General features: G+C 68.6%; 12 protein-coding genes. 3 read left to right on the plus strand and 9 right to left on the minus strand.

Annotated features, from left to right (window positions below):
* Positions 1–57: 57 nt before the first annotated feature.
* Complete coding sequence (locus PV764_RS05190; RefSeq protein ID WP_421116260.1) at positions 58–993, minus strand: isopenicillin N synthase family dioxygenase; 936 nt, start codon at positions 991–993, stop codon at positions 58–60.
* Positions 994–1385: 392 nt separating this feature from the next.
* On the opposite strand from PV764_RS05190, the gene PV764_RS05195 reads away from it, so the two are divergent.
* Positions 1386–2537, plus strand: a complete 1152-nt coding sequence (locus tag PV764_RS05195) for a glycosyltransferase family 4 protein (protein WP_070425592.1) — start codon at positions 1386–1388, stop codon at positions 2535–2537.
* Positions 2524–3378 carry a polysaccharide deacetylase family protein gene (locus PV764_RS05200; RefSeq protein ID WP_421116261.1) on the plus strand — a complete coding sequence of 285 codons (855 nt, stop codon included), beginning with the start codon at positions 2524–2526 and terminating at the stop codon, positions 3376–3378. The genes PV764_RS05195 and PV764_RS05200 overlap by 14 nt, the downstream gene beginning before the upstream one ends.
* Positions 3379–3450: 72 nt before the next feature.
* Here PV764_RS05200 and glmM read toward each other — a convergent pair whose 3' ends face one another.
* From glmM to trpB, 5 genes are all read right to left on the minus strand, one after another.
* Positions 3451–4803: a phosphoglucosamine mutase gene (gene glmM / locus PV764_RS05205; protein WP_019182670.1), complete on the minus strand. Its 1353-nt coding sequence runs from the start codon at positions 4801–4803 to the stop codon at positions 3451–3453.
* The gene (gene accD, locus PV764_RS05210) at positions 4803–5687 is read right to left on the minus strand and encodes an acetyl-CoA carboxylase, carboxyltransferase subunit beta (RefSeq protein ID WP_019182669.1); all 885 of its coding nucleotides are present in this window, start codon (positions 5685–5687) and stop codon (positions 4803–4805) included. Before accD ends, glmM begins: the two co-directional genes overlap by 1 nt.
* Positions 5688–5825: 138 nt before the next feature.
* Positions 5826–6638, minus strand: coding sequence for a tryptophan synthase subunit alpha (gene trpA, locus PV764_RS05215; RefSeq protein WP_019182668.1), 813 nt, complete (start codon positions 6636–6638; stop codon positions 5826–5828).
* Position 6639: 1 nt separating this feature from the next.
* A complete protein-coding gene (locus tag PV764_RS05220; protein WP_046273241.1) occupies positions 6640–7338 on the minus strand; it encodes a hypothetical protein in 699 nt (232 codons plus the stop codon).
* On the minus strand, positions 7335–8561 hold the full coding sequence (trpB, locus tag PV764_RS05225; protein ID WP_019182666.1) for a tryptophan synthase subunit beta: 1227 nt from the start codon (positions 8559–8561) through the stop codon (positions 7335–7337). The genes PV764_RS05220 and trpB overlap by 4 nt, the downstream gene beginning before the upstream one ends.
* A 95-nt stretch (positions 8562–8656) precedes the next feature.
* Here trpB and PV764_RS05230 point away from each other — a divergent pair, with 95 nt between their 5' ends.
* Positions 8657–9547 carry a LysR family transcriptional regulator gene (locus tag PV764_RS05230; RefSeq protein WP_019182665.1) on the plus strand — a complete coding sequence of 297 codons (891 nt, stop codon included), beginning with the start codon at positions 8657–8659 and terminating at the stop codon, positions 9545–9547.
* Between the two features lie 140 nt (positions 9548–9687).
* Here the strand turns inward: PV764_RS05230 and PV764_RS05235 are convergent, their stop codons facing one another.
* From PV764_RS05235 to PV764_RS05245, 3 genes are all read right to left on the minus strand, one after another.
* On the minus strand, positions 9688–10344 hold the full coding sequence (locus PV764_RS05235) for a phosphoribosylanthranilate isomerase (RefSeq protein ID WP_019182664.1): 657 nt from the start codon (positions 10342–10344) through the stop codon (positions 9688–9690).
* Entirely contained in the window at positions 10341–11114 is a 774-nt protein-coding gene (truA, locus tag PV764_RS05240; protein WP_046273243.1) for a tRNA pseudouridine(38-40) synthase TruA, read from the minus strand. Before truA ends, PV764_RS05235 begins: the two co-directional genes overlap by 4 nt.
* Positions 11115–11260: 146 nt before the next feature.
* Positions 11261–13324, minus strand: coding sequence for a FimV/HubP family polar landmark protein (locus tag PV764_RS05245; protein ID WP_046273316.1), 2064 nt, complete (start codon positions 13322–13324; stop codon positions 11261–11263).
* Between the last annotated feature and the right edge of the window lie 5 nt (positions 13325–13329).

The raw sequence follows: 13329 nt of genomic DNA on the forward strand, positions 1-13329 counted from the left end.
GGCCAGCGGCCGGCACTACTGGAATGAAGAAGGCCGCCTTTCGGCGGCCTTCGTGGCTCATTTCAGCTTGATCTCGCGCAGGCGCTCTTCCAGGAAGCCGTGGGCGGTGATCGGCTCCGGGTAGCGGCTCGGGTTCTCCGGGGTGATGCAGGTCGGCAGCACGTCGATCAGGAAATCCGGGTTCGGGTGCAGGAAGAACGGCACCGAGTAGCGCGGCTGGCGCGCCTGTTCGCCCGGGGGATTGACCACGCGGTGGATCGTGGAGGGGTACACATGGTTGGTCAGGCGCTGCAGCATGTCGCCGATGTTGACCACGATGGTGTCCGCGTCGGAGGTGAACGGCACCCACTTGCCCTCGTGCGACTGCACTTCCAGGCCGGCCGCACTGGCGCCGACCAGCAGCGTGATGAAGTTGATGTCGCCATGGGCCCCGGCGCGCACGTTCGGGATGTTCTCCGCCGTGATCGGGGGGTAATGGATCGGGCGCAGGATCGAATTGCCGTTGTTGGTCTTGTCGGTGAAGAAGTCCTCCGGCAGGCCAATGTGCAGCGCCAGCGCCGACAGGACGCGCGAGCCCAGCTTGTCCAGCGCCTGGTAGATCCCGTAACCCCGCTCGCGGAAGCCCGGCACCTCGCTCGGCCACAGGTTCGGGGCCATCACCTCACGGTACGGGGAGTCGTCCGGGATCTCCCGGCCGATGTGCCAGAACTCTTTCAGATCAAAGTGCTGCGAGCCCTTGGCGGTCTCCACGCCGAAGGCCGTGTAGCCGCGCGCGCCGCCACTGCCCGGCACGTGGTACTGGCGCTTGGTCTCTTCGGGCAGCGCGAAGAAGGCCTTGAAGACCTCGTAGGCGGCGTCGATATCGGCCTGCGGGATGCCGTGGTTGCGGATGCCAGCAAAGCCCCATTCGCGGTAGGCCGCACCCAGCTCAGCCACGAACGCATCGCGGTCGGTGTCGAAACGGGTGATGTCGAGGGTGGGGATCTGGCTCACAGCGATTCCTGCTTGTTCATGGTGGTCGGTGGGCCAGCTGTGGCCCGGCTGAACATTGTGCCAGATCGGGCCAACCCCGCCACCGATACATTGATACAAACCGATACAATGCGCGCGCCCAGACGGCCAGAACGGGCCAACGGTGACGCTGACGCGCCGCCCCCTTTACTCCTTGCCCCGCCCGCCTGATGGATGCCCTGCCCTCCCCCTCATCGCCGATGGCGTTGCGCCGGCTCACGCCGGCAGGGCCGACCCCGTGGCCGATGTGCACGCACGACCTCCCACCCACGGCACCGCACAGCGCATGGGATGCGCTGGCGCGATTCCGCAGGCAATGACGACGGCCGCCCGCGCCTGCCGCGGGCGCGTTTCCACACATGGACTGTCCACCGATGAACGCTCCACTGAAAATTCTCCATACCGAGGCTGCCAAGGGATTTGGCGGGCAGGAGATCTACATCTACCGCCACATGCTGGCCATGCGCGATCGCGGCCATGACGTCTCGCTGCTGTGCCAGCCCGGCGCGCGGCTGGGCGAGATGGCACGCGAAGCCGGCTTCACCGTGCACGCGCTCAGGATGGGCGGCCTGCTGCGCATGCTGCGCGGCATCTGGTCGGTCTCGCGCCTGGTACGTCGCCATGGCTATGACGTGGTCAACACCACCAGCCGCCGCGACAGCCTGATTGCCGCCGCCGGCGCCCGCCTGGGCGGCACGCCGCTGGTGGTGCGTTCGCGCCACCTGATGAGCCCGATCAACTCGCTGCTGACCTACACCGGCCTGCCCCACCGGGTGATGACCGTGAGCAGCTTCGTCAAGAAACTGATGGTCAGCCGCGGCATCGACGATGCGCGTGTGGGAATCGTCCCGCCGATCGCGGTGCCGCCGCAGTGGTCGCAGATCGCCAAGCGCGACCCGTGGCAGTGCCTGCAGGACACCCGCGCCGACGTGCGCGCCGAACTGGGCTTCAGCGACGAGCAGATCGTGGTCGGTTGTGTCGCAGTGCTGCGCGAACCCAAGGGCCACCTGGAGCTGCTCAAGGCGATGGCGCCACTTTGCCAGGCCAACCCGCGCGTGCAGCTGGTGATCGTCGGTGATGGCCAGCCGGTGATGGATCGCCTGATCGCCCTGCGCGAGCAGTTCGGCATCGCCGCGCAGGTGCACCTGCTGGGCTACCGCCAGGGCGCTTGCCGGTTGATGGCCGGCTTCGATATCTTCGCGCTGGCCACCCACAAGGAAGCGGCCGGCACGGTGTTCCTCGAGGCGGCCTACGTCGGCGTGCCGATCGTGGCCACGCGCGTGGGCGGCGTACCGGAGATGGTAGTGGAAGGCAGCAATGCCCTGCTCGCGCCGCTGGGCGACCAGGCCGCGCTGACCAACGCACTGCGCACCCTGATCGAACAGCCCGACCGCCGCCAGCAGATGGGCCTGGCGGGCTGGGAATGGATGCGCAGCGCGCACCGCTTCACCCCGACCGGTCACACTGAAGCGACCGAACACTATTACCACCAGTGGTTGAAGGAACTGGGCCATGGCCAACGCTAGATCCGTCCCGGTGCTGATGCACCACCATGTCTCCCCGTCCCCGGGGATGATCACGGTCTCGCCGGAAAACTTCGAAAGCCAGATCGCCTGGCTGGCGGCCAATGGCTGGACCTCGCTGACGCTGGACCAGTACGCGGATTTCCTCGCGGGCAAGCCGACGCCGGCCAGGTCGATCGTGATCACCTTCGATGACGGTTACCTGGACAACCGGGTGTACGCCCATCCGATCCTGGCCAAGTACGGCATGCACGCGGTCGTCTTCGTGGTGACCGGCTGGATGGGCGAAGGCGATGTCCGCCCGCATGCGGGCCAGCCCGGCGCCACCCTGCCCGCGACACCGGACCATCGCGGCTGCGAGGAGGCGATCCTGCGCGACAACCGCCCGGACGATGTGATGATGCGCTGGAGCGAGGCGCGCGCGATGATCGCCGCCGGCACCTTCGAAGTGCATTGCCACACGCACACGCACACCCGCTGGCTCAAGCAGGCGATCTCCCGCGAGCACAAGCGCCAGGGCATCGCCGGCGACCTGTCGGTGGCGCGCGACATCCTGCAGCAGCAGCTGGGCGAGGTCTCGGACACCCTGTGCTGGCCGTACGGCGACTTCGACGAGGACTACGTGCAGATCGCGCGGGCGCACGGCTTCAAGTACCTGCATACCACCCATCCGTTCGGCCGCAACGTGGTCGGTGGCGATCCAGAACACATCTACCGTTTCGCGATCCGCAACCGGCCGGCGAGCTGGCTGCGCAAGCGCATCGCCTACAGTTACCACCCACTGATCGCGCCGCTGTTCAACCGCTTCAAGGCGAAGAAAAAGAAGATGGTGCCGGGGCCGTAACGCGCTACCCCGCCGCAACGAAAACGCCCCGGTTTCCCGGGGCGTTTCCAGTTTCCGGCCTCGCTGCCCGGCTCAGGCCGCGGCCGCCGCCTTCACCGCCGCCGAGAGGCTGTCCAGCGTGGACTGCATCAACTCGGCGCTGTCGGCCTCGACGGTGACACGCACCACCGGCTCGGTGCCCGAGGGCCGCAGGAACGCGCGGCCGCGCCCCTTCACTGCCTGCTGTGCAGCCAGCAGCGCAGCCTGCACGCTCTCGGCCTGTACGGTGGCCTTGGCAGCGCCCTGCAGGCGCACGTTGACGGTCTTCTGCGGCACCTTGTTGAGTACCGACAGCACCTGGCGCAGCGAGGTGCCGTCACGGCGCAGCACTTCCAGCACCTGCAGCGCACTGACGATCGCATCACCGGTGGTGGCGCGGTCCAGGCACAGCAGATGGCCGGACGCTTCGCCGCCGAGCACGCCGTTGTTTTCCACCAGCGCCTGATGCACGTACCGGTCACCGACGTTGCTGCGCTGGAACGGGATGTTCAGCCGTTCCAGTGCCTGCTCCAGGCCGAAGTTGGTCATCAACGTACCGACCACCGGGCCATGCAGGCGACCGCTGCGCTGCCAGGCCTGGGCCAGCACGAACAGCAGGTCATCGCCATCGACCGGATTGCCCTGGTCATCAGCCATCAGCACTCGATCGCCATCACCGTCGAAGGCGATGCCGAAATCAGCGCCGACTTCGCGCACTTTCGCGGCCAGATTGTCGATGTGCATCGAGCCGACGCCATCGTTGATGTTCAGCCCGTTGGGTGCATCACCGATGCTGACCACCTGCGCGCCCATCTCGCGGAACAGCAGCGGGGCAACGTGGTAGGTGGCACCGTGCGCGCAGTCGAGCACGATCTTCAGCCCACGCAGATCGAACCCGCGCGGCACGCTGGCCTTGCAGAATTCGATGTAGCGGCCGACCGCATCCCGCGCGCGCATGGCCTTGCCCAGCCGCTCGGACTCGACCGTGGTGAACGGCGCATCGAGCGCCGCTTCCAGGGCCAGCTCGGTGGCGTCATCGAGCTTTTCGCCATCGGCGGAGAAGAACTTGATGCCGTTGTCGTAATGCGGGTTGTGCGAGGCGCTGATGACGATGCCCGCATCCGCACCGAGGGTGCGGGTGAGGAAGGCCACCGCCGGCGTCGGCATGGGGCCGAGCAGCTGCACGTCCGCACCGGCCGCGACCAGCCCGGCCTCCAGCGCGGCTTCGAACATGTAGCCGGAGATGCGGGTGTCCTTGCCGATCACCACCACCGGGCGGTGCCCGTTGCGCTCGGTCAGCGCGCGCCCGAGCGCATTGCCCAGGCGCAGCACGAAATCGGCGGAGATGACGCCCTCACCGACCTTGCCGCGGATGCCGTCGGTGCCGAAATACTTGCGCGACGCCATCAGGCCGCCGCGTCCGGTGCCGGCGCCGGCTGGCGTGCCAGCATGGCCAGGATTTCGGACAGGCGATCGCGCATCTCGCGGCGGTCGCAGATCTGGTCGATCGCGCCGTGCTCGAGCAGGAACTCCGAACGCTGGAACCCTTCCGGCAGCTTTTCGCGCACGGTCTGCTCGATCACGCGCGGGCCGGCGAAGCCGATCAATGCCTGCGGCTCGGCGATGTTGATGTCGCCCAGCATCGCGAAGGAGGCCGACACGCCACCGGTGGTCGGGTGGGTCAGCACGGAGATGTACGGCAGGCCGGCATCGCGCAGGCGACCCAGCGCGGCCGAGGTCTTGGCCATCTGCATCAGCGAGAACAGGCCTTCCTGCATGCGCGCGCCGCCACTGGCGGAGAAGCACACGTAAGGCGCACCGATCTCCAATGCCTTTTCCGCAGCCAGCGAGAAACGCTCACCGACCACCGAGCCCATCGAGCCGCCCATGAAGGCGAAATCGAACGCGGAGGCGACCAGCGGGCGGCCCTTCATCAGGCCCTGCATGGCGATCAGTGCGTCGTACTCGCCGGTGTTCTTCTGCGAGGCCTTGATGCGCTCGCTGTACTTCTTCTGGTCCTTGAACTTGAGCAGGTCCGTCGGCCCCAGGCGCGCACCGATCTCGGTGGTGCTGTCCGCATCGAACAGCGCGGCCAGGCGCGCACGCGCGCGGATGGCCATGTGGTGGCCACACTTGGGGCAGACTTCCAGGTTCTCTTCCAGCTCAGGACGGTAGAGCGCGCTGCCGCAGCTGCTGCACTTCTCCCACAGGCCCTCGGGGACGCTGCGCTTCTTGCTGGGGACGTTGTCGGTGCGGATGCCAGACGGCATCAACTTGCTGAGCCAACTCATGCGGGATGCTACTTCCGTTCAGGGCGGCCCGGGGGCCGCAAAGGCGGACAGTCTAGCTCACCGTTTCCATGCTCGGGCACCCCCCGGCGGTTGCCGGGGGGCTGACGTAAACCATTCTGGTACGTACGTTTGCGTGCTTCAGGCGGCGTCGAGAGCGCGTCGCAGCGGCGTGAGGAATGCCTGCGCGGTCCGTGCTGCGCCCGTGGCATCGGGCGCCTCGCCCAATGCGGCCACCAGTGCACTGCCCACCACCACGCCATCGGCCTCCACGGCCATGGCCGCCGCACTGGCCGCATCCTTGATCCCGAAGCCGGCCACCACCGGCACGCTGGAGCGGCTGCGCAGGTCGCGCAGGCGGGCACTGGCGGCGCTGCTGTCCAGGCGTTCGGATGCGCCGGTCACACCGGCAAAGCTGACGTAGTAGAGGTAGCCTTCGGCCATCGCGGACAAGGTATCCAGACGAGCGTCGGCCGTGGTCGGCGAGGCCAGCAGGATCAGCGCCAGACCGGCCGCGGTGAAGATCTCACGGGTTTCGGCGGCTTCTTCCGGCGGCAGGTCGACCAGCAGGATGCCGTCCACGCCCGCGGCGATCGCCGACTGCGCGAAGCGGGCCGTGCCATGGATCTCGATCGGGTTGAGATAGCCCATCAGCACCACCGGGGTGGTGGCATCGTCCCGCCGGAAGGCTGCGACCGTTTCCAGCACGTAGCGCAGCCCTGCCCCGCGGCCCAGCGCGCGCTCGGAGCTGCGCTGGATGGTGGGGCCGTCGGCCATCGGGTCGGAGAACGGCACCCCCAGTTCGATGACGTCCGCACCGGCAGCCGCCAGGGCGTGCATCACCGGCACGGTGGCGTCCAGGCCAGGGTCACCAGCGGTGATGAAGGGAATCAGCGCCTTGCGACCTTCAGCGCGCAGGCGGGCAAAACAGGCATCGATACGGTCCACGGACATCTCAGGCACATCCTTCAATCAGTTCAACGGCGCCACTGGCGCCCCAGTACAACTTCGATATCACCCCGTCGAAGATCTCCAGCCGGATCGCCAGATCCGAGCCGGGGTCCTGCCAGGTCAGGTATTCGCCCGTTTCCGGGTCATAGGCATGCGGTGCGCGCGTACTGCCCGGCGGCAAGCGCTTGAGCGCTTCCTCCAGCGTCATGCCCAGGCGCAGCCCGAACGGCCCCGGCTGGGTGATGGCCTCGTAGGAGTCCTCGATCGGGGCCAGTTCAAAGCGCTGCACGTGATCGTCCTCGACCATCATCGACACGCCCTCGGGCAGGTTGCCCCGCTCGTAGTACTCGCACGCACCGCTCGGCTCGCCCTCGCTCAGCCCGGCCGAATGCCAGGGGCCATCGGCGGCGAGCTCGGTGAAGCGCTGCCCGATCAGCACATCGCCTGCATGATCCAGCGCGACCGAGACCACCGAAGGGGCGGCCTCGTCAGCCACGGTGGCCTCCGCCGCGGCAGGCGGCGCCGGCTCGTCCTCGATCGGGCGATTGGCGATGTCATCGTCATTGCTGGCCAGTTGCCGCGCCGGTGCGACCGCACCGACCGCTGCGGCAGGCGCCGGCAGCACCGGCGGATCCGGCGGCGTGCATCCGGTCAGGCCGACCACCATCAGCAGCGCACTTCCCTGGCGCAGCAGCGGATTCACAGCACCAGACCCTCGCGCGCAGCGATGGTGTGTACATCCTTGTCGCCGCGGCCGGACAGATTGCACAGCACCAGCTTGTCGCGCGGCAGCTCGCGGGCGATCTTGATCGCCTGCGCCACCGCATGGCTGGATTCCAGCGCTGCCAGGATGCCTTCGCTGTGCGCCAGCTGGTGGAACGCGGCCAGCGCTTCGTCATCGGTGATGCCCACGTACTCGGCGCGCCCGGCATCGGCCAGGAAGGCGTGCTCCGGGCCGACGCCCGGGTAGTCCAGCCCGGCCGAGACCGAATGGGTCTCGGTGATCTGGCCGTCGTCATCGCAGATCACATAGGTGCGGTTGCCATGCAGCACGCCCGGGCGGCCGGCCGCGATGGAGGCGGCGTGACGGCCGGTCTCGATGCCATCGCCGGCCGCTTCGGCGCCGACGATGCGCACGTCGCGATCGTTGAGGAACGCGTGGAACAGGCCGATCGCATTGCTGCCACCGCCGACGCAGGCGGTGATCGCATCGGGCAGGCGACCGTAATCGGTGAGCATCTGCGCGCGGGCTTCGCGGCCGACGATCGCGTTGAAATCGCGCACCATGCGGGGATACGGATCCGGGCCGGCCACGGTGCCGATGATGTAGAAGGTGTCGCGCACGTTGGTGACCCAGTCGCGCATCGCCTCGTTGAGCGCGTCCTTGAGGGTGGCCGAGCCGGAAGTGACCGGCACCACTGTCGCGCCGAGCAGCTTCATGCGGTAGACGTTGATCTTCTGCCGCTCGATGTCGGTGGCGCCCATGTAGACCACGCATTCCAGGCCCAGGCGTGCGGCTACGGTGGCACTGGCCACGCCATGCTGGCCTGCACCGGTTTCGGCGATGATGCGCTTCTTGCCCATCCGCGCGGCGAGCAGCGCCTGGCCGATGGTGTTGTTGATCTTGTGCGCGCCGGTGTGGTTGAGGTCCTCGCGCTTGAGCAGGATCTGCGCACCGCCGACCTGCTGGCTCAGGCGCTCGGCATGGTAGATCGGGCTGGGACGGCCCACGTAGTGGGTCAGGTCCTTGTCATAGGCGGCGATGAAGGCCGGATCGCGACGTGCCTGGTCATAGGCGGCGGCCAGCTCCTGCAGCGGCCCGATCAAGGTCTCGGCGACGAAACTTCCGCCATAGCGGCCGAAATGGCCGTTGGCATCGGGGTAGGCGTGGAAATCGACGATGGGGGAAGTGGGGGAAGCGGACATAGCGCGACAGCCGGTGGAGACAGGCTGCCAATTTAACGCACCTGTCATGACAGGAATATCGATAATATCTGTCGCGACCTGTCAGGAAAACTCACATGACCGACGGACCGTTGCCCCCGCTCAATGCGCTGCGCAGCTTCGAGGCGGCCGCCCGCCTGGGCGGGGTCGGCCGGGCGGCCGACGCCTTGCATGTCACCCATGGCGCGATCAGCCGCCAGTTGCGTCTGCTCGAAGAGTACCTGGGCGTTGCATTGTTCCAGCGGGAAGGCCGTGGGCTGCGCCTGACCCGCGCCGGCAAGGACCTGCAGGCCGCCTGCGAAGGCGCCTTCGAACAGATCCGCGAGGCGGTCGTGGCGCTCAAGCGCCAACAGCGGCCCGAAGCGCTGGTGCTCGGCTGCAGTGGCAGCATCCTGGCGCGCTGGATGATTCCGCGCCTGCAGGCGCTGCAGAGCGCCCTGCCCCAGCTGCCGTTGCACTGGTCTGCCCAGGACGGCAGCTTCACCAGCGAACAGCAGGGTCTGGATGCGGTCCTGCTGTTGGCCCAGCCACCGTGGCCGCGCGGGTGGCAGGTGCGGGAACTGGCCCCCGAGCGCGTGGGCGTGGTGATCAGCCCCCACCACCCAGCGGCGGCACGGTTGCGCCATCAGCCGCCGGCAGCGTTGCTGGCCGAGCCCCTGCTGCATACCACCTCGCGCCCGCAGGCATGGCCGGCATGGGCGCTGTCGCATGGGCTGGACCCGGCGCAGCTGCAGCTGGGCAGCGGCTTCGAGCATCTGTACTACCTGCTGGAAGCGGCGGTCGCGGGCCTTGGCGTGGCGATCGCGCCGGAGCCGCTGGTCGCCGATGACCTGGCCGCAGGTCGGTTGCTGGCACCGTGGGGATTCGGCGCGACCGGCGGGTTCTGGGTTCTGGCGACCCCGGAGGGCGCGGCGGACCCCCGGGTGGATGCGCTGGCGGACTGGCTCACGGCGCAGCTGGCGGGATGAGCGCGCCACGACCAACGGTCGTGGCCAGCCGGACGGCGGCAGATTTATCAGGTTGCCGGCCAGCGGCCGGCACTACCGCGCAGCGGGCGGAATGACGCCGCCACGACCAACGGTCGTGGCCTACGCGTGGGGCCTGCGGATCAATCCGCTTCGTGGCAATCGGCGCGGCGCACTTCTTCCACGAACTTGCGCATCTTGTACCCGTCCTTGATGCCCGGCTCGGACTCGATGCCGCTGGAGACATCCACGCCCCATGGCAGGGTCGCCACGATCGCATCGAAGACGTTGTCCGGGGTGATTCCCCCCGCCAGCAGGAACGGCCGGTGCAGACCGGTCGGCAGGCGGGTCCAGTCGAAGGCCACGCCGGTTCCGCCGCCGCCGCCGGGAGCGTGGCTGTCGAACAGGAACCCGGCCGCGCTGGGGTATCGCAGCTGCAGCTGACGGGCGTTGACCTCATCCTTGCCGCCCATCGCCACGGCCTTCAGGTAGGGCATGTTGAAGCTGCGGCAGAACGACTCGTCTTCGTCCCCGTGGAACTGCAGCAGGGTCGGCCGGACGGTACGCAGTACCTCGCGCACCTCTTCCTTGCTGTTGTCGCGGAACAAGGCCACCACATCCACCATCGGCGCGATCGCCTGGCGCATCGCGCGCGCTTCGGCCGGGGCGACCCGGCGCTTGCTCTCGCGGGCGAAGATGAAGCCGACCGCGTCCACGCCGAGCTCGCCGGCCAGGCGCACATCACCGGCACGGGTCATGCCGCAGAACTTGATACGGGTGCGGTAGAAGGAGCGGCTCATAAGGTGACCTCGGCAGGCAGCTGCCAGTTGTCGGGGTACAGGGGACCAACGAAGACCAATCCCTGCGGCGGAGCGGTCGGGCCGGCGACGGTACGGTCGCGCCCGGCCAGCAACTGCTCCATCCACGAGACCGGTTGCTCACCACAACCGACCAGAATCAGTGAACCGACGATATTGCGCACCATGTGATGAAGGAATGCATTGGCCTGAACGGCGACCTCCACCACCTCGCCCTGGCGGGTCACCGAGAGCGACTGCATGTTCCGGCGCGCGTGCAGGGCCTCGCACTGCACGCTGCGGAAGGCACTGAAGTCGTTCTCGCCCAGCAGGGCCTGCCCTGCCGCATGCATCAGCCCGGCATCCAGCGGCCGGCGCTCCCAGCTCAAGGTCTGCCGATAGAGCGCCGGGCGGACCTGGCGATTGAGCAGGCGATAGCGGTAGCGGCGCGCGCGCGCGGCGAAGCGCGCATGGAACTCATCGGCCACCGGAACGCACCAGCGCACGGCGATCGAACGCGGCAGGCGGGTGGTGGTGCCCAGCATCCAGCTGCGCGGATCGCGCACGACGTCGGTATCGAAATGCACGACCTGGCATTCGCCATGGACGCCGGCATCGGTACGCCCGGCACACACGACCTGGATCGGCGCATTGGCCACCGAGGACAGCGCTTCCTGCAGGCTGGCCTGCACGCTCGGGCAGCCGCTCTCACCGAGCTGCTGCCAGCCTTTGAATTCGCTGCCGTCGTATTCCACGCCCAGTGCGTAGCGCATGGTGAACCTCTGTGTTTTGGGGGACCGGCGCAAGCGCCGGGTGGTGCATCAGGCAGCGTCGCGCTCGGACCACACGGCCGGTTCGCTGGAAGCGAACGCGACGTGCTCCAGCGGGCGTGCGCGGATTGCCATCGGGCGGACGTGGCTCATCCCAGCCGCGCCAACAGTTCGCGCGCCTCGGCCTGGCTGTGCGGGTCGGCACCGACGGCCACTTCGTGCAGCAGCGTGCGCGCGGTCTCGGCGTCACCGAGGTCCAGATAGGCAATGGCCAGTTCCAGGCGGTCGCGGCCAGGGCTGCCGACCGGGGCGATGGGGGCCTCGTCGGCTGGCGGAGCAGCAGCATCGGCAATGTCATCCGCGCGGGCCGTGTCGTCCGCACTGGCGATGACCGGCGCAGCGTCGAAGCCAGCGTGATCATCGCTCGCCTCTGAACCGTGCGCTTCGCCGGCCACGGATTCGTCCGGGAATTCGAAGACGCCGCGGAACGAGGGGTGCGCTTGGGCTTCCAACGCGTGCGCCGGCGGCTCGATCAGCGGTGCCGGGTCACGGAACAGCGCATCGTCCACGGTCACATGCTGCGCGTCGGCCTCGATGCCGTAGGCGGATGCAGCGGTGGGCTCGACCTCCGGCAACACCGGCGCTTCGTCCGTCGCGGGGGCGCTCCAGCGAGGATCATCGAGAGGAACCTGCGGCTCGGCGTCGTGCATGGAAGGCGTGGGCGAGAAGACCGGCTCACGGCGCAGCCCGGCATAGACGTCGGCGTCGGCAACGGCTTGCTCGTCGGGCAAGCGGTGCGCGTCATCGCGCTGTGCGGCCAGTTCGTCCCCCTGGTCGGCCGCCGGCACGGCCGCGGCCAGCGAGGCGCCGTCGAGCCCATCACGCGCCAGTGGCGGCAGCGGCGACGGCTTGCGGCGGCGCAGCAGCGCCCATCCCCCGACCACCAGCAGCAGCACGACCAGGCCCAGCCAGTACCAGCCACCGCCGGCGCTGTCGCGCGTACCGGGCGCCTGCTCCAGACGCTGTTGCGCGGCGGCCAGGTCGGTGTCCCTCATCTCGATCAGCGAGGCCTGCTGCGCCTTGAGCTTTTCCAGCTCGGCCACGCGCTCACGCAGTTCCTGGATCTCGGCATCGCGCGTGGCAACGTCTTCCTTGGCCTGTCGCAGTTGTTCGTTAGCCAGCATGTCGCCCTCGGTGCCGGCAGCGGTGCCGGTGGTTGTACCTGCGGTGGTGCCTGCGGCGGCAACGGCCGGCGCGATTTCAAGGCGAGCGCCCTGGGTGGCGGCCGGGGCCGCGGTGGCGGGTGCCGGCGCTGCGGCGACGCCACTGTCGGCCGGTTGCGGGATCGCCGCACGCGACTGCCGCCACTGCGCGGTGTGCTCGCGCACGATCGCCGCAGCCTGCTTTGCATCGATCTGCGCCACCCCGTCGGCGCCCGGCGTGCGCAGCACCGCGCCCTGTTTGAGCAGGTTCACGTTGCCACGGATGAAGGCATCGGGATTGGCCCGCAGCAGCGCGATCATCGCCTGGTCGCGGTTGATGCCCTGCTCGCGGGCCAGCGAGCCGGCGATCTGCGAGAGGGTCTGCCCGCGCTGCACCGTAACGCTGCCATCAGCGGCGACCGGCGCACTGGGTGCCGCACGTGGCGCGGCCGGGCGCGGCGTGGTGGCCGGTTGCGCACCACGCGACGGCGTGGCGGCAACAGGTGCGGCCTCTGGTGCGGGCTCACGGATGATGGCGTTGGACATCGCGCCGGCAGGGGCGACGATCTCCGGCTCGGCCACGGTGGCGGCGCTGTTGGGCGCGTCCACCAGGGCGGAATACTCACGGACCAGGCGGCCCTGCCCCCAGTCGGCTTCGATCAGGAAATTCAACGAGGGCGTGGCGACCGGTGCCTGGCTGCTCACGCGCACCACGGCGCGGCCCTGCGCATTGCGGGTCAGCTCGAACTGCAGCTCACTGACCAGCCCGGACGGCGGCTCCAGGCCCACCCGGGCGAACGTGGCCGACGAGGCCAGCGCGACGCGGAGGTTTTCCAGTTCCGAAGGATCGGCGGAAATGACGGGAATTTCGGCCAGCAGCGGCTGGCCCGGCTTGGACAGCACCCGGATATCGCCCAGGCCCAGGGCCATGGCCGAACTGCTGGCCAGGGCCAGCAGCAGCGTCGATACATACTTGAGCGGACGCACTGCGCCCGGAGCCCGGTTCTTCATGGCGG

Origin of the sequence: Stenotrophomonas sp. AS1 (assembly GCF_048957655.1) — a bacterium.
GTDB classification, from domain to species: domain Bacteria; phylum Pseudomonadota; class Gammaproteobacteria; order Xanthomonadales; family Xanthomonadaceae; genus Stenotrophomonas; species Stenotrophomonas bentonitica_A.